Raw genomic sequence first — 22,700 nt, forward strand, 5'->3', positions numbered from 1 at the left:
CACTGGTTATAAAAACTACTGCTCTGTGATGTCTCTTGACTTCGGAGTAGGGATTAATCCTACAAACCTCGCCAAACTCAACAAAGTCATGAAAAGCCCAATCATAGCTTGCCCGATAACAAGAGAATAGGCTAAGACCCCTAGTGGGGTCACGTTGTAATAACCAAAGCTAGTCATAACTACAAAGCTTGTATATATCGCACCAAAAACGCTTTCATTTGAACCTTCTACAGAAAACGAGAACAAACTGTTAAAAACTACGTATTGGGCTGCGAACCAAAAGATTATTTCAAAATAGTTTTGAATAAGAAGGACAACTATCCTCCTATAGCCATGCAGGGCATATTCTTTTCCAGCTTTTTTTGCTCTGTACTCATCGAAGAGAAGGACGTTGGTTTGATATACAACAATCTCAAAAACTCGCAATAAAGCATATGATGCAATAAAAAAACCGACATATTGATTATTAATATACAAAACTGCTGGCACCGATAAAACAGCTAGCAGCAAGTGCCCAAGAGCCCAGGCTTCTGAGAAAAGACCAGTTTTCGAACTTGGAAACAAAAATCTAACAAGATTGAAAAATGATATTTTACCGATTACTTTGAAAATATAAGCCCAGAAATCCAGAATAAATGTTTTTCGTTTGCCCGAATTTTCCATAGAACTCTCTTTTTTATAACGCTATGCGCAACGGCCGGTTTGTGGTGCACAGCACGACAAACCGGTCCGACTGACGCTACTGGTTAGCTGAATAGCACAATATAAAAGCACATTATTCATGTTTTAATCAGGTGTCCTTGGTTGCTTAAGGAAAGGAGTAGATACGACTTCAACAGGGACTTCGATATTGATGTTAAAACAATCACCCTCCTTGGGAAACCTTATAGATTGAGGGGACCTGGGGTCGAACACCTGTCTTAGCATAGTAGGGGGCGGCCTATCACTGTACTGAGGAAGTTCACAGATATTCTGCTTTACTTCAAATGTTTTATCAGCTTCTTCAGGTGTTAAATTGAAATCTCTGCATTGCCCCCAAATATCGGGTTCACTATCAATTATCCCAAGGTCATAAAGCAGTTTTGAAAGTAATCCTATACCTAAGTTTACTACTTTCTCAAGATTATACTTCTTTCCTTCATCGGTTGTTACCATGATCCCCGTGTGTATTGAGTAATACTCAGCCTCCTGTGAATTATTTAGCACCAACAATAGACATTCCTCTACTTGGGAATAGCCTGACACCTGACGGAACTTTCTGGTAATTTTTCCATGCTTTGACGCATCACCTACGTCATATAACACTTTTAACATGTGCCCAGAAATTGTCATCCCCAAATAACTAAATGAAGAACTAAAGAACCTACGAAGAATCTGATTTTTAGTTGACGGTTTATTAGCGCCGTTAGCAACTTGCAAGTCAAGCAGGGCGCACATCTCACCCTCTTTCTCTTTTATGAGAAACTCAAGAGTATGATTAAAATTCAGAGCAACCATTGAACATTTGGCCTTAAATTTTTCCATTCCTATAGGTTGCTCGGACTTTAAAAGCTCCTGAAACTCCTCAAAGTTCACTAGAGTGTGAGAGACAAAATAATTAAGGGTTTGCATAGCTCGAATCCGTTCTTGAAATCATCTACGCCGATTGGATACAGCGTCATGATTTTTGAAAATCACAGGAATTTAGCAGACCGACAGTTGTAGGAACGTTAAACAATTGCTCCAAAGCAGCTAACGCCATGGCTTTGCGGCGCACCGGAGCGCCAGCGTAGGGACGTCCGACAACAGCCGATTGTCAAGCGGCCGGCCCTTGGATTTGAAGCCAACCTTGGTGTTCGCAGTGATTGGCGAAATCTTGGTAGTTTTCATTGATCCACATTTCACTGGGATGATCATGAAAGCCCACGATTCCAACACCCCGATCCCGAATCTCTAGATTCGTGCAGTTGCGAATGCCCTTTTGAGTGAGCCTACCTCGCTCGGAGAAGTCGGTAATCACATCATTATCAACTACCACGCAGGGCTCGGACGCGATCTCTATCGCGTGCAGGCAAATACTTCGATAGTTCTTGGGGAGCACCGGAATGAGCCTGAATGATCCTTTCTGCTTCCAGAACATGATGCCTCATAACGCCAAGCGAAGCGGCGGCTGAAAGCCGTCCGCCTTGCGCGAATTGTTAAGCATTTATGGTGAAAGCGCGCTCAATCTCAAGGCCAACCTCAGACCCTCGCTCACCAAACATGTGAACATACTTTTTAAGAGCTGATGCCCCAAAACTACCAAATACCAGTTTATTGAGGGTTGCTCTTACCCCAAACTGGTTTTTTAGGCTCTCTATCGGATTTCCTTGTGTGGCGATCTTAAAAATCCCCATGCCAGCTTCCATAGATACAGGCTGGGACCTAGCGCCGTAACCGATTTTTCTGTCAATATACTCACTCACCGAGTCGAGCTGCTTTCTGTACTTCAACAGACTTTCGGTATCTTCATTAGCCATAGCATTCTGGAACATCTTTAGCCAATCTCGAAGCGGTTGAAAGTCATCCCGCATCTGAAGTGCAGTGGTAATCATTTGAGATGGAGAGCTGGAATCTTGAATTACGCGTATCGGAAGCGCAGGAATATTAACGTAAGAAGAATACAGGGAGTCGTTTCCGTATACTTTCTTACTTACAGTAATTCTTTTGTCATGCAGAAACTCTTTCACCAGATGAAGAGCGTCTGAAGCAGGCAACATAAATCCGGAGTTTACGAAAAGACGCTTTCTCAAGGGGTGGGGAGTATAGCTTTTTTCATAGACATAGCTTCTGGCGCACATCCCTGCACCACCCCACAAGGTCGCAGAAAGAAGCGGATCCGTGGGTTGTTTGCGAGCTTTCCAACCCTCTACATTTTCTCTATGCGCGACCCTCAAAGACTCAGTAGTACAGATGTGGTCAACTATTTTGTTACGGGGTCCTGCAATTTTTCCGGGTTCTGAGAGGAAGGGGTATGGACGCACCACACCAAGATTCTTTGCTTCGAGCAAAGGGCTACTGACTTGGTCCCATGAATATGAGAACTTTTCCTCGACCAATATTTCATCACGAAGTATTAAGTTGGCAATAAAGTCAAATAAAGCCTCTGTCTGGATGATTGCGCTGGAGATTGGTGCATAGTAATGCCCTTCTCCACTGAGCAAGATCTGTCCTGCAAAATCATGCTCTAAGCCATCTGCAAACAGAGATGAAATATCCTGCAACGACCAATTATCAGCTACTACCCCTTGAGCCATTTTATCTCCATATGCTTAACAGCCAATTCAACTGACTTTGCCGTATATCATCCACGCGGCTAACTCCGCAGCGCGAAACACTCCAATCCCCGAAAAGCGTAGCCCTTTCAGTCACGTAAGGCCAGAAGCCGGTTTCAGGCTTTGGACTTTCCCGACAAAACGAGGATAACTCCGAGTTGTATAACACTCAGTCGCAAATGCACCTACCGCCATAAAACCAATAAGATCAGCCTGTTACAGTCGTTAGCTTTTACAGGCTTCGGACTTTTCGTGCATTTGTCGCTGAACTCCGGTCTTTTTCGCGTGTTCAACTTCACTTCCCCGACTTCTTCGTTCCCATCTTCGCCTCGGCCGTCAGCGGATCTTCCGGCCAGGGGTGCTTGGGATAGCGCCCGCGCTGCTCCTTACGGACCTGTGGATAAACCTCTCGCCAGAAGCTGGCAAGGTCGGCGGTGACGGCCAGGGGGCGTTGGGCCGGGGAGAGGAGATGGATGACGACCGGCAGGCGGCCGTTGGCGAGTTTGGGGGTGTCGGTCCAGCCGAACAGCGCCTGGAGTTTGGCGGCCAGCACGGGACCGTTCTCGGCAGTGTAGTCGAGGCGGATCTGTTGGCCGGTGGGGATTTCGAGGGTTGTGGGTAAGTCTCGTTTGAGGGTCTGCTGCTGGGTGTAGTCCAACTGGCTTTGCAGGGCGTCGATGAGGTTGATCTGTTGCAGGCCTTTCCAGTTGCGCACGCCGGCCAGGAACGGGGCGAGCCACTGGTCGAGGGTGTTGAGCAGGGCCGTGTCGGCTGTGTCCGGCCAGGCGTCCGGCTCCAGGGCCTTCATGTGCTGCACGCGGGCGCGCCACTGCCGGGCGGCGTCGGTCCAGGGCAGGCTGTCCAGGCCCATTTCGCGGACGGCGGTGAGCAGGCCGAGCTGGATCTGCTCGGGGCTCGGGTCCGGCAGGGGTTTCTGTTCCAGCACCAGCGCGCCCAGGCGTTTGACCCGGCGGGCGATGACGGTGCCTCTGGCGTCGTCCCAGCGGGCCTCGTCGGCAGTCTCGATGTGGGTGGCCAGATCGGTTTCCAGGGTGGCGCGGTCGGTGGCGGCGGCGAGGAAGATGCGGGCTTCCCGGGCCTGGCCGTCCAGATCGGCGGCGACCAACCAGTCTTCCCGCCCCAGGGCGTCTTCGTCGTTCAGCCGGGCGCCACGGCCATTGCTGAGTTGGTAGCGGTTGGCGTCGCCGGAGCGGCGAAGGGCAATACGGTCCGGGTAAGCGAGGGCTAACAAACGGCCTGCCGGCAGTGAATTATCCACATCCCGGGCGCCCTTTTCTGGCAGCAGTCGATCCGCCGCGCGCTTGAGCGCATCCAGCCGGGCCCGGTCCAGGTTGGGGGCGCGGTACTCGCCGGTCAGTACCTGCAGTCGGTGGGTGAGATCGGCACCGGCCCCGGGCCCCAGCAGGTCCCGGTCACCCAGTAACGCGGCCAGTCGGGCCGCTGTCGGTGGATAACCCAGTTCGCGTCCTTTGAGGACCATGTGTGCCAGCCGGGGATGAATGCCCAGATCCCGGGCGCGGCGGCCGTGGTCGGTGATGGCGCCGTCGCTATCCAGCAAATCGAGCCATTGCAGCAGGTCCACCGCCTGTGCCCAGTGGGCGGCCGGCGGCGGGTCGAGCCATTCCAGATCGCCCGGGTCCCGCGCGCCCCACTGGGCCAGTTCCAGGGCCAGGGGCGCCAGGTCGGCTTCGAGGATTTCCGATGGTGTGAAGGCGGGCAGCCCCTGTTGCTCGGACTCGCTCCACTGGCGATAGCACACGCCCGGCTCGATGCGTCCGGCGCGGCCCTTGCGCTGTTCGGCGGCCGCCTGGGAGACACGGCCGGTGATCAGGCGGGTCATGCCGCTGTTGGGGTCGAACACCGCGCGGCGAGCCTGGCCGGCATCAATCACCACCCGCACCCCTTCGATGGTCAGGCTGGTTTCGGCGATGGCGGTGGCCAGCACGATCTTGCGCTCGCCTTCAGGAGCAGGCTGGATGGCACGGTCCTGCTCCTCGCCCTTCAAATTGCCATAAAGTGGGGTCAGGTGGGTGCCGGGTGGCAAATGGGGACGCATCAGCCGCTCCACCTGGCGAATTTCCCCGGCACCGGGGAGAAAAGTGAGGATCGAGCCCATTTCTGTATCCAGCGCTTCCCGGATGATCGCGGCCACATGATCCACGATGCGGGGCGGTCGACCCGCCGCCGGCGGGAGCGGCCGATAATGCACGTCCACGGGATACGCCCGGCCCTCGCTGGTGAGTACCGGGGCGTTATCCAACAGTTCAGCCAGCGGCGCGGTATCCAGCGTGGCAGACATGACCACCACGCGCAGGTCGTCCCGCAACGCCTGCTGGGATTCCCGCACCAACGCCAGCCCGAGATCCGCCTGCAGGGAACGTTCGTGGAATTCGTCGAACAGGATGGCGGCGTAGTCCTCCAGCGCCGGGTCCTGCTGGATCAGGCGGGTGAGAATGCCTTCGGTGACCACTTCGATGCGGGTGCGGGCGGAGACTTTGGTGTCCAGCCGGGTGCGGTAGCCGACCGTTTCGCCGGGCTTCTCGCCCAGCTGGCCGGCCATAAAGCGTGCGGCGGCGCGGGCGGCGATCCGGCGGGGTTCGAGCATCAGGATGCGGCGGTCGTCGCGCCAGTCGCAGTCCAGCAGGGCCAGCGGCACACGGGTGGTTTTACCCGCACCCGGCGGGGCCTGGAGCAGGACGGTGGTGTGCGCCTCGAGGGTGGCGCGTAAATCGGGGAGCAGGGTATCGATCGGCAGCATGGGGACGATCATGCCGGGAATCGGGGAAAACTCAAGCGCGGCCCGCGAATCCGCGCTATTCGTCGAAGGCGCAGACCCGCTCGTGCATCAGCGGCACAACCTTGTACCAGACGCGGGCGCCTTCCGGGCCTACCCGGGCTTTCAGCGACTCGCCGGCGGGCAGGCGTAGCCAGGTGTAGCGGTCCAGATCGTCGGTGCCGTCGCTGAACGCGCCGTCGAGGACCAGCAGTTCCAGGCCCGGAAAACCCTCCAGTGCCACCTCGGCTCCCGGCTGCCATTCCTCAAGGAGCACGCGTTCATCGGCGTCCTCGAACAGCAGCCTTGCCGCCACGACACCCGGGCGCAATGGTGCCCTTTCCCCCTCGCGGGGGCGGCGGACCACGGGCTCAAGATCGTCCGCGCGGAACTGCCAGAGTTTGACGAAGATGATGCAGCCGCCGTCGCTGCGTGGCGTATGCCGGCTGCCGGGCGGATTGCGCACGTACGAGCCGGCCGGGTAATCGCCGTTCTCGTCCTGAAAGGTGCCTTCCAACACCAGGAACTCCTCGCCGCCGGGATGGTTATGGGCGGAGAAATGGCTGCCCGGCGCGTAGCGCACGATAGACGTGGCGCGGGCTTTCTCGTCGCCAATGCGAAACAGCATGCGCCGCTCGACGCCGCCCAGGGGGCTTGGCACCCAGTCCAGGGCGCTGGCATGGACCCGCGCGGGGGACGACAAATCCTCGTTCAGCAACATGACATTCGACTCCGATGAGGGACGTTCTACCACAGCATACGCGGGATCGGGGCATTGGTCCGGCGAACGGTTCTGAGGCGGCAGTGATGATGGATAAAAAAGCCCACCGTCCGGGAGGGTTGGGTTCAGGGGGGAGGACGGTGGGCGTGAAACGGTGTGTCAGAAGCTGTAGGTGACGATCAAGCTGCCGAACCATTGGTTGGCGTCGCCCACGTCCGAGACGATCGGGCTGTCCGCCGCATCACCGAAGAGCCGGCTGTAGCGGGCAATGGAGGAGACGTTCCACTCCGGCGTCACGCGATAGGTCAGGCGACCATTAACACTGGCACGCAGGAAGGCGCCGTCGGGATCGTAAGCCGCCAGTCCGGAGCGGGTGGCTTCCGCGTCCGAGACGCCGAACAGGACGTCGTTCCATTTCTCGTTGGCCCAGGTGGCCCCGGGCCCGAAGCCGTAGCTCCATTGCGGCGACAGGCGGCCGCGGTAGCGCAGGTAGGAGCGCAGGCGAAGCCCTTCCAGATCACCGGCCACCGGCGTCGCCAGCTCGGTGTTGAATTGCCAGGGGCCGGGTGTCCAGCTCAGCAGCACGCCGGCCATGGCGCCGTCATCGACTTTGTCGAGTTCGGAGATGTCGCCAACGTCGTCACGGCCACGCTCGTAGGAAATCACCGGCGAGATCGTCAGTTGTTCGGTCCGCACCACGTTCCAGCCGATGCCGGTAATCGGGTTGATGAACAGCCGTCCCAGACGGGCTTCCACCACCGGGATCGGGATGGCCTTGTAGGTGTCGGCACCGCGGTACTCGGGCGCGACGCCGACACCGGCGCCGAGGTTGAACCGCCACTCGTCCGGGCCCGGTTTGGACGTCGATTCGTCCGCCAGGACGCCGGCGCTGAGCAGACTCAGGGCCAGGATGGTGAATGGCTTACCGATGGTCATAGACACTCCTTGTGGTTCCCATGCCGGATAGGCTTTGTGGGTGAATCCGTACCCTACGCGATCCATGTTGCAACGGACCGGTTCAACCCTGGGCCGGTGTGTCATCCTGCGTCGGCTTCTGCCCGATGACCGTGGTTTGATCCGACGATTCGCCACCACCCAACGCGCGGTACAGGGTGATGCGGTTGGTCAGTTTCTGCAGCTTGACGGACACCAGCGCCTGCCGCGCGCTCAGCAACTCCCGGCGGGCGTCGAGCACGGCGAGATAATCATCCGCACCGGCCTCGTAACGATCTTCCGCCAGGTGGAGGGACCGTTCCGTCGCCTTGACCAGGGCAGCCTGGGACGTTTCCTGCTCGGCCAGGAAGTTGCGGGCCGCCAGGGCGTCCGACACTTCCTGGAAGGCGTTCTGGATGGTCTGCTCGTACTGGGCGACCTGCTGGTCCCGCTGGATTTCCGCCAGGTCCAGGTTGGCCTGGTTCTTACCCGCGGTGAAAATCGGCAGGTTGATGCTGGGCGCGAACGACCAGGCGCCGGAGCCACCATCGAACAGGCCGGACAGTTCGCTGCTGGCGGTGCCCGCCGAGCCGGTCAGGGTGATGCTCGGGTAGAACGCCGCCCGGGCCGCACCGATGTTGGCGCTGGCCGACTTCAGGTTGTGCTCGGCCTGCTGGATGTCCGGGCGCTGCAGCAGCACGTCGGAGGACAGGCCTGCCGGCACGTCGGTCAGCAGGGAGACGGCCGGATCAATCACGCTGGTATTGGGGATCACTGGCACTGGCGCGCCAACCAGCACGGCCAGGGCGTTGCGATCTTCCGAGACCAGGCGGCGGTACTGGGCGCGGTTGGTGCGCGCGGTTTCCAGGGCGATTTCCGCCTGGCGCACATCCAATTCGGACCCCAGGCCCGCGTTGTAGCGGTTGCGCACCAGGTTGACGGATTCCTGCTGGGCGTCGACGGTCTCCTGGCTGATGCGCAGGTTCTGCTTGTCCGCCAGTAGCGTCAGGTAGGCGTTGGCCACTTCGGAGACCAGGGTGATTTTGGCGCTGCGCTGAGCTTCCTCGGTGGCGAGATAGCTCTGCAGGGCGGATTCCTTGAGGCTGCGCACCCGGCCGAACAGGTCCAGCTCATAGGACGCCACGCCCAGGTCGACGCCGTACTGGCTGGTGATGGTGCTGGAGCCGGTACTGCTCAGGTCGGCCGGCACCCGAGAGCGGGAGCCGTCGGCGTTGACGCCGATCTCCGGGAACAGCTCCGCGCCCTGGATGCCGTACTGGGCCCGCGCGGCTTTGACGTCGAGCATGGCCAGGCGCAGGTCACGGTTGTTGGCCAGGGCGTTGCTGATCAGTGCGCGCAGCTGGTTGTCCTGGAACAGGGTTTCCCAGCCGGGCAGGACAACCCTGTCCTGCGCCTGGCTGTTGGCGCCCACGTCCTCAGGGACCGGGTTGTCCGGCCGCTGGTAGTCGGGCATCAGGGTGCATCCGCCCAGACCCAGGGCAATGATCAAGGCTGGGGTCAGTCGTTTCATGAACGGCCCTCCGGTTGTTCGAGTGCCGGGGTGTCCCCACGGTCATCGGATGTGGATTCGGTGTCACCGCTGGCTTTCAAAGGCACGCCGGACAGACGGCGCACCAGCACGTAGAACAGCGGGATGAAGAAGATGGCCAGCGCCGTTGCAGCGACAACACCGCCAAACACGGCCGTACCGATCGCGTTACGCGCACCGGAACCGGCGCCGGTGCTGAGCATCAGCGGCGTGACGCCCAGGCCGAAGGCCAGCGAAGTCATCAGGATCGGCCGCAGTCGCATGCGGGTCGCTTCCAGCGTGGCCTTGAGCAGGCCGCGGCCCTGCTTCTCCAGCTCCAGCGCGAATTCGGCGATCAGGATCGCGTTCTTCGACGACAGGCCGATGGTGGTGAGCAGCCCCACCTGGAAGAACACGTCGTTATCCAGCCCGCGCATCGTGGCCGCCAGTACCGCACCGATGACGCCCAGCGGCACCACCAGCATCACGGAGAACGGAATCGACCAGCTCTCGTACAACGCCGCCAGACACAGGAAGACGAAGATCAGTGACAGCGCGTAGAGCGCCGGCGCCTGGTTGCCGGACTGCTGCTCCTGGTAGGACAGGCCGGTCCACTGGGCACCGAAGCCGCCGGGCAGGTCATCCACCAGTTTTTCCATGGCTTTCATGGCGTCGCCGGTACTGTAACCGGGTGCCGCGCTACCCTGGATGTTCATGGACGAGACGCCGTTGTAGCGCTGCAACTGCTGCGGGCCGTAGCTCCACTCGCCGGTGGCAAAGCTGGAGAAGGGCACCATGTCGCCGTCGCCGTTGCGCACGTACCAGTTGTCGATGTCGTTGGGCAGCATGCGGTAGGGCGCGTCCGCCTGGACATAGACCCGCTTGATCCGCCCGCGGTCGGTGAAGTCGTTGACGTAGCTGGAGCCCCACGCCACCTGCAGGGTAGTGTTGATGTCCGCCAGGGACACGCCCATGGCACGGGCCTTCTGGCGGTCCACGTCCAGGTGGTACTGCGGTGCGTCCGGCAGGCCACTGTAGCGGACCTGGGTCAGGGCCGGGTTCTGGTTGGCTTTACCCAGCAGCTTGTGGGCCGCCTGCACCAGCGCATCATGGCCCTGGCCACCGCGGTCCTGAAGCTGCATGTTGAAGCCGCTGGCCACACCCAGCGCCGGAATGGACGGCGGGTTAAGGGCATAGATCACCGCTTCCCGAATCTGCGAGAAGGCCCCCATGGCCCGGCCGACAACGGCCTGCACGCCGTCCTTGCTCAGGTCACGGTCTTCCCAGTCTTTCAGACGAACGAAGGCGAGACCGGAGTTCTGGCCCTGGCCGGCAAAGCTGAAACCGGCCACGGTGAACATGGACTGCACCACGTCTTTCTCATCCACCAGGAAGTGGTGTTCCATCTTCTTGAGCACGTCGATGGTCTGCTCCTGGGTGGACCCGACTGGCAGCTGCACCTGGGCCAGCAGGATGCCCTGGTCCTCATCCGGCAGGAACGCGGAGGGCAGGCGCATGAAGCTGAACGCCAGCACACCGACGATCACCACATACAGCAGCACATAGCGGCCCCGCCGGCCGACGATTTTCTCGACCCGGCCCTGGTAACGGCCGGAGGCTTTCTCGAACGACCGGTTGAACCAGCCGAAGAAGCCGCCCTTGGTGTGGTGGTCGCCCTTGTGGGGCTTGAGCAGGGTGGCGCACAGGGCCGGCGTCAGGATCAATGCCACCAGCACCGACAGGATCATCGCCGAGACGATGGTGATCGAGAACTGGCGGTAGATGGCGCCGGTGGACCCCGGGAAGAAGGCCATGGGCACGAACACCGCCGACAGCACCAGGGCAATCCCCACCAGGGCGCCGGTGATCTGGCCCATGGACTTGCGGGTGGCCTCGAGCGGCCCCAGCCCTTCCTCGGACATGATCCGCTCCACGTTCTCCACCACCACGATGGCGTCGTCCACCAACAGGCCGATCGCCAGCACCATGCCGAACATGGTCAGGGTGTTCACCGAGAAGCCGAATGCAAAGAGCACCGCAAACGTGCCCAACAGCACCACCGGCACGGCAATGGTCGGAATCAGCGTGGCCCGGAAGTTCTGCAGGAACAGGAACATCACCAGGAAGACCAAGGCAATGCCTTCAAACAGGGTTTTGACCACCTCCTCGATGGAGATTTTCACGAACGGGGTGGTGTCATACGGATACTGGATTTCCAGGCCGTCGGGGAAGTACTGCTTCAACTCGTCGAGACGGGCCCGTACGCGTTCGGCGGTATCCAGCGCGTTGGCGCCGGACGCCAGGTTGATCCCCAAACCGGCGGCCGCATGCCCGTTGAAGCGCCCCACGGTGTTGTAGCTCTCCGCACCCAGCTTCACGCGGGCGACGTCGTTCAGGCGCACCTTGGAACCGTCGGGCGTGACCTTGAGCAGGATCTTGCCGAATTCCTCCGGCGTGGACAGCAGCGTCTGCACAATGATCGAGGCGTTCATCTGCTGATTGTCCACCGACGGCGTGCCGCCCAACTGACCGCCGGCCACCTGGTTGTTCTGCACGGCGATGGCGTTGGTCACGTCCGCCGGTGTCAGGCCGTATTCATTGAGCTTGTTGGGGTTGAGCCACACCCGCATGGCGTACTGGGCACCAAACAGACGGGTCTGACCCACGCCCTGGGTCCGGCTGATCGGGTCCTTGATGTTGGCGGCCACGTAGTCGGCGATGTCGGCCCGGTCCATGCTGCCGTCGCTGGAGGTAAAGGCCACCACCATCAGGAAGGTGTCGGAGGACTTGGTGACCTGCACGCCCTGTTGCTGCACCACCTGGGGCAGTCGCGGCGTGGCCAGTTGCAGCTTGTTCTGCACCTGCACCTGGGCGATGTCCGGATCGGTGCCGGCGGCAAACGTCAGGGAGATCGAGGCGTTGCCCTGGGAGTCACTGGTGGACGACATGTACAACAGGTTGTCGATGCCGTTCATCTGCTGCTCGATCACCTGGGTGACGGAGTCTTCCACCGCTTCCGACGAGGCGCCCGGATAGGACGCGCTGATGGTGACCTCGGGCGGGGCGACCGTCGGATACTGCTCGACGGCCAGGTTATAGATCGACAGGCCACCGGCCATCATCAGGACGATGGCGATGACCCAGGCGAATATTGGTCGGTCAATAAAGAAGCGTGCCATGCAATCAGCCCTGTGCCGCGTCGGTGGTCTTGGAATCGGCCGTCTTGTCGGCGTCGTCCACGCTGACCGGCTTCACCGGTGCGCCTTCGCCGATTTTCTGCAGACCTTCCACAATCAGACGATCGCCGTCTTTCAGGCCGCTGCTGATCAGCCAGCGATTCCCCACCGCCTTCTCGGTCACGACCGAGCGTTTTTCCACCGTGTTGTCCTGACTGACCACCATGGCGGACGCCTTGCCATTCGCCTGGCGGGAGACGCCTTTCTGGGGTACGAGGATCGCGTTCTGGCTTTCTGCCTGAGGCAGACGGGCGCGCACGAACATGCCGGGCAGAAGCTCACCGTCCGGGTTGGGGAACAGGGCACGCAGCGTCACGGATCCCGTGTTTTCGTCGACCGCGTATTCGGAGAACTGCAGGGTGCCGTCGTGCGGATACGTCGCGCCGTTCTGGTGAACCAGAGAGACCGTCGCTTTACCCTTGCCCACCGTCTCCAGCTTGCCGCTGGCCATAGCGCTGCGAAGGGCCTGCAGGTCCGAGTAGGACTGGGTCAGGTCGACGTAGATCGGGTCGAGCTGGCGGATTACCGTCAGCGCGTTGCTCTGGTTGGCCGTCACCAGGGCGCCGGCGGTCACGTTGGAACGACCGATGCGGCCGCTGATGGGCGCTTCGATGGTGGTGTAGTCCAGGTTGATGCGGGCGGTCTGCACCGAGGCCTGGGCCGCCGCGACGGCAGCTTTGTTGGCGTTCAGGGTGGCGCGGGCATCGTCCAGTTCCTGCTGGCTGACGGCACCGGTCTTGATCAGGTGCTCGTAGCGGTTGGCCGTGAGCTGGGCCGATTGCAGATTGGCTTTCGCGGATGCCAAATCCGCCTCGGCGCTGGCCAGGGAAGCCTTGTAGAGTTTGTCGTCGATCTTGTAGAGCGCCTGGCCGGCCTTGACCGTCTGGCCTTCTTCAAACAGACGCTTCTCCAGGATGCCGGTGACCTGCGGGCGGACTTCCGCCACCTGGTACGGCGAGGTGCGGCCGGGCAGCTCGTTGACCACCGTAAAGGGCTGGGCGTGTACCGTGACGAAGCCCACCTCTGCCGGCGGCCGCTGGGATTGGGCCTGGGCGGAAGACTCCTGTTTACCGCAGGCGCTGAGCATGACAGATGCAATCAGCAACAAAAACAAGGATTGCGTAGAATGCCGCATGGGGGAAACCTCAGTAGAGCCGATATAGAAAAGGCGCGGGAAAATTGACCCACGCCAAGGCGAATCCGTGAAACCCGATTATACATACATGCACGAATGTATGTATAGTTGTTAATGCTGTGCTGACATGAAATTTACAGGAGCGGCCCATGGCCCGACGCACCAAAGAAGACGCCCAGAAGACCCGTGAACTGCTGATCGATGCCGCAGAGACCGTCTTCTATCAAAAAGGCGTCTCGCGCACGTCGTTGAACGATATTGCGGCGGAGGCGGGTGTCACCCGGGGGGCCATCTACTGGCACTTCAAGAACAAGCACGACGTGTTCGAGGCGATGATGGAGCGCCAGGAACTGCCGCTGGAAATGCTCCGCGCTGTGGTTGAAGATCCCGAACAGACCGACCCTCTGGGCCGGTTGAAAGACTTCCTGCTCTTCCTCACCCGGGACATCGCCCGCGATCCGCACCAGCGCAAGGTGTTCGAGATCATGTTCCACAAGTGCGAGCTGACCGATGAAAACGCCCAACTGGTTGCCCGGCATCGCAACAACATCTACGACGCGTCCGAGCGCATGCGCGGCGTGATGCGCAACGCCATCCGTCTGGGCCAGCTGCCGGAGAACCTGGACATCGAACGGGCCATCGTCCAACTGCACGTGCAGATCACCGGGCTGATCTACTTCTGGCTGCTGGTGCCGGATACGTTCGACATGGAGAAGGAATCCGAGCGGGTGATCAATGCCTATTTCTATTCATTGCCGCGTTGTTTTGTGCTGGATAGCAACGACGACGCGGACAAGGAATAGGTTGCATTATCCCCGGTGTCAGCGCTTCGGCGCCGGTACCAGACAGGCAAAGAGCAGCCCCCAGACCAGCGCGCCCACGCCAATCCAGAAGGCGCTTTCCAGGGTGCCGCCGAAGTCCAGCCACTGCTTGACCAGCCAGGGTCCGGCCATCTGGGCGAAGGCGTAGAGCGCCACCATGGCCGCCGACAGGCGCGGGCCCTGGTGCGGATGCAGCGCCCGGGCAATGCGCTGGGTCAGCAGGACCGCTCCCAGGAAGGTGCCACCGATCAACGAGCCGCACAGCACGATGCCCACCGGCCCCGGCCAGATCACCGCCGCCAGCACGCCCACCAACTGCACCACGAAATTGATCCGCAGGGCGAGCCGGTCACCGATGCGGGCTCCCAGGTGATTCCAGACGTAGGCGGACGGGATCGTCGCCAGCGCCACGATCAGCCAGGAACCGTCCACCAGCCAGGCGCCGGGGTCGAGTTGCATCTTGGCCAGCAGGGGCAGAAACGTCATGGGCAGGATATAACCCAGTCCGGCGCCGGCGTAAGACAGGAACAGCGGGATGCTGGCGCGGTCGAACAGCGGTGACTGGCCTCGCCTGGCGGCGCTGCGATCGGCTTGGGCCGGATCATGCACCGGCATCTCCAGCGCGTGGAGCTGGCGCCACCCCCACCAGGCCAGCGGCACCGACAGCACCAGCGCCGGCCACCAGCGGGCAGCACCGCTCAGCCAGTCAGCAGTCAGGGTGACCATGCCGCTGGACAGCAGCAGGCCAAAACCCACGCCCAGATACACCAGTCCGCTCAGGGACGCCCGGTTGCGCAGGACCAGCCATTCCAGGATCAGCGCAGGCGCCTGAACGAAGACCGCACCATTGGCGACGCCGTTGAGCCATCGCACCACATCCTGCGCGGGCACCGCCTCGATCTGGGTCTGCAACAGGGTAGTGATGACGTGCACCGCCAGCGATACCGGCAACAGCACGCGGATGTGATCGACCCGGTGCCAGCGGATCGCCAGCATGGCGCCCATCAGGTAGCCCAGGTAATTCCAGGTGGCCAGGGCCGCGGCCTGTCGCGAATCCAGAACACCATCGTCCACCAGATACGGCAGCAGCGGCGTGTAGTAGAAGCGGCCCAGGGTGTGGACCACCAACAGGACGATCGACCCTGCCAGCAGCACCCGGAACAGATCGCGCCGGGATGCGGTTGATGTGGACGACGGGGCCATGGCTCACCTTTGGTTAGGATGCGACACAAAAAGGGCTGGCAGTTTAGGTGATTCGCCGGAAAGGGGAAAGGTGGCCGGTGTCGTGGAAGGTGCGGATCAGGCGTCGCCGGCGCCGTACCACTGGACGATCTGTCGGAAGGCCGACACCACCTGCTCCGGTTTGAACGGCGGCTGCAGCACCGCGGTCATCTCACCCTGTGGATTGATCAACGCCAGGTGGGCGCTGTGGTCGACCACCGTCTGGCCGTTGTCGTCGGTGCGTCGCGAAAAGTCTGCGTTGAGGCTGCGGGCCAGCGCCCGCAGGGTGTCGATATCGCCGGTCACCCCGTGGAAGTCGTCGCCAAACGCCTTCAGGTAGGTGTCCAGCCGGGACGGTGTGTCCCGCTCCGGGTCGGCGCTGATCAGCAGGGTCTGCGGCGTTGGTCCGCTGCCGGCCAGTTCCTGGTTGGCCTGCCTGAGCATCGCCAGTGTGGTGGGGCAGACATCCGGACAGGACGTGTAGCCGACGTAGGCGAAGGTCCAGTGGCCCTTGAGGACGGCGTTGGTGACGGTGTTGCCCTGCTCGTTCGCCAGCTGGAAATCCGCAACGGGCCGCGCCTCGTCGTAGACGAACGTGTGCATGGCACTGAGATCCGGCGGCGGGCCGGCCTGGGCCGCCTGGGGCACAAAGACCGCCTGGCGGATGATCACCATCCCCAGGATGGCCACCACCACGACGATGAGAACCGCCACCGTCAGGCGAATACCAAAGGTGTTCTTGCGTTGCGCCATACGGCTCCCGTTCAGAAACGCACGAAATGGTCGATCAGCAGCACGACGAACAGGGCCATGAGATAGGTGATGGAATACTTGAAGGTGGCCAACGCCACCTGTCGGTCATCGCCCTGCCAGAGTCGAATAGCATAGTGCAGGAATCGCAAGCCCAGGGCCGCAGCCCCCACCAGATAGATGAGCCCCGTCATGCCGGTGACGAACGGCAGCAGGCTGGCGGCGAACAGGACCAGCGTGTAAAGCAGGATGTGCAGTTCGGTATAGCGATTGCCGTGGGTGACCGGCAGCATGGGAATGCCGGCCTTGGCGTACTCCGCCTTGCGGTGGATGGCCAGGGCCCAGAAATGCGGCGGCGTCCAGGCGAAGATGATCAGCACCAGCAGCAGGGCATGGCCGTCCACCCGGCCGGTCACCGCGGTCCAGCCCAGCAGCGGCGGCATGGCGCCGGCCAGTCCGCCGATCACGATGTTCTGTGGCGTCGCCCGCTTGAGGAACAGCGTGTAGACGCCGGCGTAGCCCACCAGCGAGGCCAGCGTCAGCCAGGCGGTCAGTGGGTTGACCCATTGCATGAGCACCCACATCCCGCCCAGCGCCAGCACCAGCGCGAACCCCAACGCCTCGGGCGTGGACACCCGGCCCGTCGCCACCGGCCGTTTGCGGGTGCGCGCCATCAGGGTATCCACCTTGTGGTCCACCACATGGTTCACCACCGCCGCGGCGCCCGCCAGCGCGGCGATGCCGAGATTGCCCAGCACCAGCACGGTGAGCCCCGGCAGTTCCGGCCGGGCCAGCAACATGCCGATCACCGTGGTCAGCATCATCAGCGCCACCACCCGGGGCTTGGTCAGCTCCAGGAAGTCGCGCCAGCTGGCGCGGTGGAGATCGAGCGCAACGGTGTCGGACGGCTCGCTCATGCAGGCACCTCATGGTTGATCAGTCGCAGTTTCGGCAGCGACCGCGCGACCGGGAACGGCTGCAGTCGCCACAGCAGGTTGATCACCGTCAGCAGCAGCCCTGCGCCCAGTGCGTTGTGGGCCATGGCCACGGCAATCGGGATGTGCAGCCAGACGTTGGCGATCCCCAGCGCAATCTGCGCCAGCAACACCCCGCCGCTCAGCAGCACCCAACGCCCCATGCCGGCCTCACGAGCCGGTCGCCACAGCCGCAGCAGAAGACTGCCGAGCACCGCCAATACCAGCATGGCGCCAATCCGGTGGGTCACGTGGATGGCCACCCGGCCCTCGGCCGTCAGCTGGCCACCCAGGTAGTTCGGGCCCACCGCCTGGGTCACATCAAAGCCGTGGCGGAAGTCCATCCGTGGCCACCACTGCCCCTGGCAGGTGGGCAGATCGGTACAGGCCACCGCCGCGTAGTTGGACGCGGTCCAGGCGCCCAGGGCGATCTGGGCAATCACCAGGAACAGGGCCACTCGCAGGGCGGGCCGGAAATGTCCCAGCCGGTGCGCCAGGGACGGCAATGGATTCACGTGACGGCCGCGCAGGCGCAGGGTCAGGAGGGTCAACAGGCTCAATGTGGTGAACCCACCCAGCAGATGCAGGGCCACGATCTGGGGCCAGAGTTTGAGGGTCACCGTCCACATGCCGAACGCGGCCTGCAGCAGGATGAAGCCGGCAATCAGCAGCGGGTGGCGCAGCGGCAAGCCTTCGCGGCGATAGCGCACGGCGAGGAAAGCGATGGTGAACACCAGCAGGCTGAGGGTGCCGGCGGCGTAGCGATGGATCATTTCCGGCCAGCCTTTGCTCGCGTCGAACGGCGCTTCCGGGAAACGGGCCTCGGCGATGGCGATGTGTTCGGCGGATTGCGGCACGCTCAAGAAGCCGTAGCAGCCGGGCCAGTCCGGGCAGCCCAGGCCGGAATGGGTCAGCCGGGTCCAGGCCCCCAGCATCACCACCAGCAGTGTCAGCACGGTCGCAGCCAGCGCCAGGCGTCCCATCAACCGACGGTGCGGGGCAATACGGTCAGGCGTTGCGTTCATGGCACACTCCTCCGACCTGTGGCTGGCGTCTTTCCACGTGGCGGGATACCTCCGCGCCGGACCACGTCAGCCGATTTGGGAAATCTTCATCAGGTGCTTGAGATCCTCAAGAATCGCCTTGCCGTCCATCGCCGGTCCGTAACGCATCATCACGTTGCCGAACGGGTCGATGACGTAAATCTGGGGGGCCTGTTTCAGGTCCACGCCGCCTGGCCAGCGGATCGCTTCCGTCTCGCCGGCTCGCAGCAGGGGCATGTCCGGATAGCCGCTCAGGTCCGCCGGTGGCTCGGGCAGGTAGGCGGCCCGGCTCATCCGGTCCTGGTTCTTGCCCAGGGCCACGTTGACCTGGCGCGCCAGGTAGATCTGCTGCTGGCAGGCCTCGCTGCAGGGCCCTTCGTTGGCCACCAGCATCAGCCAGCTGGCGTCCGGGTGCATGGGTCCGAATCGATCGGCGAAGGGCTGGCCGTCGGCGTTCACCAGGCCCAGGTTGGCCACCGGAACCGAAGGATTGATGAGGACACCGTTGTTGGACTGGCCCGTGGGATTCATCCAGCCGGTGTAGTACATGATGGTCGCCAGCACGAGCGGGCCGAAGCCGATGGCAAACAGCAGCAGGGCCGTGCGTCGGCCACGCCGGACCTGCTCGGGCGTGGGGCCGGTTTGGGTTTGCCTGGGGTCAGTCATTGCCAGCGTCATCCTGATCCTGTCCTTGTTGTTTTCGGTAACTCGCCACCACCGTCAGCACCACCAGCACGGCGGCCATGGTGAACCACTGCGCCGCATAGCCGTAATGGGTCTGCGGCCCCATCAGATCCGGTGCAAAATCCGCCCGGTAGGCGCCCGGCTGGGCCGGGTCTTCCAGCCGCAGCAGCTGGTCCACGGCTCCGGGCGCCTGCTGTTTCACGTCGTCCGGATGCAGCGCCTGCACCCGCCGGGGCCAGCCGGTCTCGGGCTGAGTCTCTTCCAGCACCGGTGGCGTGGGGTAATCCGCCACCCGGGCCCGGATCGTGACCGTGCCCTGCGGCGTGACCAGGCCCGGCAAGTCATCCCGGCGCCTCGGCGCCTGCACCCAGCCCCGGTTGACCAGCACCGGGGGGCCGGCGGCCGGTTCGAACAGGGTCAGCACCTCGTAGCCCGGGCGACCATCGCGGGTGCGGTTGTCCAGCAACCACTGGTGCGCCGCGACGTACTGCCCTCTCAGTTCCACCGGCTGGCCGTCGGTCAGGCCCGCACGTACGGCTTCCGTCCAGCTGCCGCTCTCCAGTTGCTGGGCCCAGCGGGCCAGCAGGGCCTCTTTCTCACCCGCCCGGTTCAATTGCCAGATGCCCAGCCCCACCAGCACCGGCAGTAATAACAGGGCCAACAACCACAGACGCCAATCGGGCTGCCAGCGTCTTTGCACCCGCTCAGTCATGCTTTGCTATAGTGACTCCATCATCCAATCGGCCCATGGGAGCTGTTGGCATGCTCAAGATCCTGATCGTCGTTCTCCTGTTCGCGGTGATTGCGTCGCTGTTCAGCGGCCTGTTCTTCCTGTTGCGCGACGAGAGCAAGAGCCGACGGGTGCTCAATTCCCTCATCCTGCGCGTCACCCTCAGTGGCCTGTTGCTGCTGATCATCGGCCTGGCCCTGTGGCACGGCGACCTGTCGATGAATCCCACGCCCTGATCCGCGCGCCCATCAAAGGATGTAGACGAAGATAAACAGGCCCAGCCAGACCACATCCACGAAGTGCCAGTACCAGCTGGCCGCCTCGAATCCGAAATGTTTCTCCGGCGAGAAATGCCCCTTGGTGATGCGGATCAGCATGATCGTCAGCATCAGTGCACCGAGGGTGACGTGCGCCCCGTGGAAGCCGGTCAATATGAAGAAGGTGCTGCCGTAGATGCCGGAGTTCAGGGTCAGGTCCAGTTCGGTGTAGGCGTGGATGTACTCTTCCGCCTGGAAGGTGATGAAGCACAGCCCGAGGATGATGGTCAGCGCCAGCCAGATCTTGGCCCGGGTGCGGTTGTCGCTCTTCAGCGCGTGGTGCGCGATGGTCACGGTGAACGAGGAGCTCAGCAGCAACACGGTGTTGATCAGCGGCAGGTGCCAGGGATTGATGATGCCCTTGGTCTGGGTGTAGGTCTCGGTATCCGGCGTGCTCAGCAGCGGCCAGGTGGCCTCGAAGCCCTCCCAGAGCATGTGGCTGGAGCCGCGGTCGCCTTCGCCGCCCAGCCAGGGCACGGCAAAGTGGCGGGCGTAGAACAGGGTGCCGAAGAAGGCGGCAAAGAACATCACCTCGGAGAAGATGAACCAGCTCATGCCCCAGCGGTAGGAGCGGTCCATCTTGGCGCTGTACAGCCCCGCCCGGCTTTCCTGGATGACGTTGCCGAACCAGCCGAACAGCATGTAGGCCATGATCATCGCACCGATGAAGAACACCACCCAGGAGGCGGTGGTGGACTCGCCCTGGTCGGCGTTGACCATGATCGAGCCGGTGCCCGCCAGGGTGGTCAGCAGGCCGATGGTGGCGATGATGGGCCACTTGCTCTGCTCCGGGACGTAATAGCTGTTTTCAGTTGCCATGGCAGCCTCCGACGGCAATGCCGCGCTTCAGAAATCCAGACTCTCGCCGGCTCATTTCACTTCCGGCGGGGTGGCAAAGGTATGGAACGGCGCCGGTGACGGCACTGTCCACTCCAGGCCCCGGGCGCCATCCCAGGGTTTCGCCGGCGCCTTTTCGCCGCCGCGCACGCACTTGACCACGATGTACAGGAACAGCAACTGGGTCGCCCCGAACAGGAACGCGCCGATGCTGGAGATCATGTTGAAGTCGGCGAACTGCAGGGCGTAATCGGGAATCCGCCGCGGCATGCCCGCCAGCCCCAGGAAGTGCATGGGGAAGAAGGCCATGTTCATGCCGATGAACGACATCCAGAAATGCGTCTTGGCCAGCGTCTCGTCGTACATGTGGCCGGTCCACTTGGGCAGCCAGAAATAGGCCGAGGCGAAGATGCCGAAGATGGCGCCCGGCACCAGCACGTAATGGAAGTGGGCCACCACGAAGTAGGTGTCGTGGTACTGGAAGTCCGCCGGGGCGATGGCCAGCATCAGCCCGGAGAAGCCGCCGATGGTGAACAGGATGATGAACGCCACCGCGAACAGCATCGGTGCCTCAAAGGTCAGTGAGCCGCGGAACATGGTCGCGACCCAGTTGAACACTTTCACCCCGGTGGGGACGGCGATCAGCATGGTGCAGTACATGAAGAACAGCTGCCCGGCCACCGGCATGCCCACGGTAAACATGTGGTGCGCCCAGACCACGAAGGAGAGCAGGGCAATGGCGCCCACCGCGTACACCATGGAGGCGTAGCCGAACAGCGGTTTGCGGGAGAACGCGGGAATGATCTCGGACACGGCGCCGAACGCCGGCAGGATCATGATGTACACCTCGGGATGGCCGAAGAACCAGAACACGTGCTGGAACAGCACCGGATCCCCGCCGCCGCCGGCGTTGAAGAAGCTGGTGCCGAAGTGGATGTCCATCAGCATCATGGTGACCACGCCAGCCAGCACCGGCATGACGGCGATCAGCAGGAAGGCGGTGATCAGCCAGGTCCACACGAACAGGGGCATTTTCATCAGCGTCATGCCCGGTGCCCGCAGGTTGAGGATGGTGGCGATGACGTTGATGCCGCCCATGATCGACGAGATCCCCATCATGTGGATGGCGAAGATAAAGAAGGTGGTGCTCGGTGGCCCGTAGGTGGTCGATAACGGCGCGTAGAAGGTCCAGCCGAAGTTGGGGGCGCCGCCGTCCATGAACAGGGTGGAGACCAGCAGGGCGAAGGCCGCCGGCAGGATCCAGAAGCTCCAGTTGTTCATCCGCGGCAGGGCCATGTCCGGCGCGCCGATCATCAGCGGGATCATCCAGTTGGCCAGCCCGACGAAGGCCGGCATCACCGCGCCGAACACCATGATCAGCCCGTGCATGGTGGTCATCTGGTTGAAGAACTCGGGTTCGACGATCTGAAGCCCGGGCTGGAACAGCTCCGAGCGGATGACCATCGCCATCGACCCACCCAGCAGGAACATGGTGAAGCTGAACACCAGGTACATGGTCCCGATGTCCTTGTGGTTGGTGGCGAACAGCCATCGGCGGATGCCCTTGGCGGGCCCGTGGTGGGCGTGTTCGGTGTCGTGGGTGTCGATGACCGCACTCATGGTGAACCCCCGTTGGCGCCGTCAGCCGGCGCTGGCCTCACTGTGATCGTGGGGCACCCGGCC

20 protein-coding genes are annotated in these 22,700 nt (G+C 61.8%); 2 read left to right on the plus strand and 18 right to left on the minus strand.

The genetic code is table 11. From position 1 onward, the window contains the following. Nucleotides 1-15 precede the first annotated feature (15 nt). The 10 genes from JL474_RS10610 to JL474_RS10655 form a co-directional block, all read right to left on the minus strand. Nucleotides 16-663 (minus strand): hypothetical protein, encoded by a 648-nt coding sequence (locus JL474_RS10610; protein ID WP_203142061.1) that lies wholly within the window; start codon nucleotides 661-663, stop codon nucleotides 16-18. 123 nt (nucleotides 664-786) lie between these two features. After that, nucleotides 787-1,611 carry a hypothetical protein gene (locus tag JL474_RS10615; protein ID WP_203142062.1) on the minus strand — a complete coding sequence of 275 codons (825 nt, stop codon included), beginning with the start codon at nucleotides 1,609-1,611 and terminating at the stop codon, nucleotides 787-789. Between the two features lie 184 nt (nucleotides 1,612-1,795). Further along, nucleotides 1,796-2,119, minus strand: a complete 324-nt coding sequence (locus tag JL474_RS10620) for a hypothetical protein (RefSeq protein WP_203142063.1) — start codon at nucleotides 2,117-2,119, stop codon at nucleotides 1,796-1,798. Nucleotides 2,120-2,177: 58 nt separating this feature from the next. Further along, nucleotides 2,178-3,275, minus strand: a complete 1,098-nt coding sequence (locus JL474_RS10625; RefSeq protein WP_203142064.1) for a hypothetical protein — start codon at nucleotides 3,273-3,275, stop codon at nucleotides 2,178-2,180. A 313-nt stretch (nucleotides 3,276-3,588) separates the two neighbouring features. Next, nucleotides 3,589-6,072 (minus strand): ATP-dependent helicase HrpB, encoded by a 2,484-nt coding sequence (gene hrpB / locus JL474_RS10630; RefSeq protein WP_203142375.1) that lies wholly within the window; start codon nucleotides 6,070-6,072, stop codon nucleotides 3,589-3,591. Nucleotides 6,073-6,127: 55 nt separating this feature from the next. Beyond that, nucleotides 6,128-6,790: a cupin domain-containing protein gene (locus JL474_RS10635; RefSeq protein WP_328797811.1), complete on the minus strand. Its 663-nt coding sequence runs from the start codon at nucleotides 6,788-6,790 to the stop codon at nucleotides 6,128-6,130. 177 nt (nucleotides 6,791-6,967) lie between these two features. Next, nucleotides 6,968-7,744, minus strand: coding sequence for a MipA/OmpV family protein (locus JL474_RS10640; protein WP_203142065.1), 777 nt, complete (start codon nucleotides 7,742-7,744; stop codon nucleotides 6,968-6,970). A gap of 82 nt (nucleotides 7,745-7,826) precedes the next feature. Continuing rightward, nucleotides 7,827-9,272, minus strand: a complete 1,446-nt coding sequence (locus tag JL474_RS10645; RefSeq protein WP_203142066.1) for an efflux transporter outer membrane subunit — start codon at nucleotides 9,270-9,272, stop codon at nucleotides 7,827-7,829. After that, nucleotides 9,269-12,448 carry an efflux RND transporter permease subunit gene (locus tag JL474_RS10650; RefSeq protein ID WP_203142067.1) on the minus strand — a complete coding sequence of 1,060 codons (3,180 nt, stop codon included), beginning with the start codon at nucleotides 12,446-12,448 and terminating at the stop codon, nucleotides 9,269-9,271. Before JL474_RS10650 ends, JL474_RS10645 begins: the two co-directional genes overlap by 4 nt. A gap of 4 nt (nucleotides 12,449-12,452) precedes the next feature. Continuing rightward, nucleotides 12,453-13,640 carry an efflux RND transporter periplasmic adaptor subunit gene (locus JL474_RS10655; protein ID WP_203142068.1) on the minus strand — a complete coding sequence of 396 codons (1,188 nt, stop codon included), beginning with the start codon at nucleotides 13,638-13,640 and terminating at the stop codon, nucleotides 12,453-12,455. Nucleotides 13,641-13,789: 149 nt separating this feature from the next. On the opposite strand from JL474_RS10655, the gene JL474_RS10660 reads away from it, so the two are divergent. Further along, nucleotides 13,790-14,443, plus strand: coding sequence for a TetR family transcriptional regulator (locus JL474_RS10660; protein WP_123636535.1), 654 nt, complete (start codon nucleotides 13,790-13,792; stop codon nucleotides 14,441-14,443). Nucleotides 14,444-14,461: 18 nt separating this feature from the next. Here the strand turns inward: JL474_RS10660 and JL474_RS10665 are convergent, their stop codons facing one another. The 6 genes from JL474_RS10665 to JL474_RS10690 form a co-directional block, all read right to left on the minus strand. Next, nucleotides 14,462-15,664 carry a YbfB/YjiJ family MFS transporter gene (locus JL474_RS10665; RefSeq protein ID WP_203142069.1) on the minus strand — a complete coding sequence of 401 codons (1,203 nt, stop codon included), beginning with the start codon at nucleotides 15,662-15,664 and terminating at the stop codon, nucleotides 14,462-14,464. Between the two features lie 96 nt (nucleotides 15,665-15,760). Continuing rightward, on the minus strand, nucleotides 15,761-16,435 hold the full coding sequence (locus tag JL474_RS10670; protein WP_203142070.1) for an SCO family protein: 675 nt from the start codon (nucleotides 16,433-16,435) through the stop codon (nucleotides 15,761-15,763). A gap of 11 nt (nucleotides 16,436-16,446) precedes the next feature. After that, nucleotides 16,447-17,349, minus strand: a complete 903-nt coding sequence (cyoE, locus tag JL474_RS10675; RefSeq protein WP_203142071.1) for a heme o synthase — start codon at nucleotides 17,347-17,349, stop codon at nucleotides 16,447-16,449. Then, nucleotides 17,346-18,431, minus strand: a complete 1,086-nt coding sequence (locus JL474_RS10680) for a COX15/CtaA family protein (RefSeq protein WP_407944056.1) — start codon at nucleotides 18,429-18,431, stop codon at nucleotides 17,346-17,348. Before JL474_RS10680 ends, cyoE begins: the two co-directional genes overlap by 4 nt. A gap of 66 nt (nucleotides 18,432-18,497) precedes the next feature. Then, a complete protein-coding gene (locus JL474_RS10685) occupies nucleotides 18,498-19,115 on the minus strand; it encodes a hypothetical protein (RefSeq protein WP_236012188.1) in 618 nt (205 codons plus the stop codon). After that, nucleotides 19,108-19,845, minus strand: coding sequence for an SURF1 family protein (locus tag JL474_RS10690; protein WP_203142073.1), 738 nt, complete (start codon nucleotides 19,843-19,845; stop codon nucleotides 19,108-19,110). Before JL474_RS10690 ends, JL474_RS10685 begins: the two co-directional genes overlap by 8 nt. 50 nt (nucleotides 19,846-19,895) lie before the next feature. On the opposite strand from JL474_RS10690, the gene JL474_RS10695 reads away from it, so the two are divergent. After that, entirely contained in the window at nucleotides 19,896-20,099 is a 204-nt protein-coding gene (locus JL474_RS10695; protein WP_123636528.1) for a twin transmembrane helix small protein, read from the plus strand. A gap of 12 nt (nucleotides 20,100-20,111) precedes the next feature. On the opposite strand, the gene JL474_RS10700 is transcribed toward JL474_RS10695, so the two are convergent. Both JL474_RS10700 and ctaD read right to left on the minus strand, forming a co-directional pair. Next, nucleotides 20,112-20,999: a cytochrome c oxidase subunit 3 gene (locus JL474_RS10700; RefSeq protein WP_123636527.1), complete on the minus strand. Its 888-nt coding sequence runs from the start codon at nucleotides 20,997-20,999 to the stop codon at nucleotides 20,112-20,114. 51 nt (nucleotides 21,000-21,050) lie between these two features. Continuing rightward, nucleotides 21,051-22,637, minus strand: coding sequence for a cytochrome c oxidase subunit I (ctaD, locus tag JL474_RS10705; RefSeq protein WP_123636526.1), 1,587 nt, complete (start codon nucleotides 22,635-22,637; stop codon nucleotides 21,051-21,053). Nucleotides 22,638-22,700: the final 63 nt, after the last annotated feature.

This window comes from Marinobacter mangrovi (assembly GCF_016798325.1).
Taxonomy (GTDB): Bacteria; Pseudomonadota; Gammaproteobacteria; order Pseudomonadales; family Oleiphilaceae; genus Marinobacter_A; species Marinobacter_A mangrovi.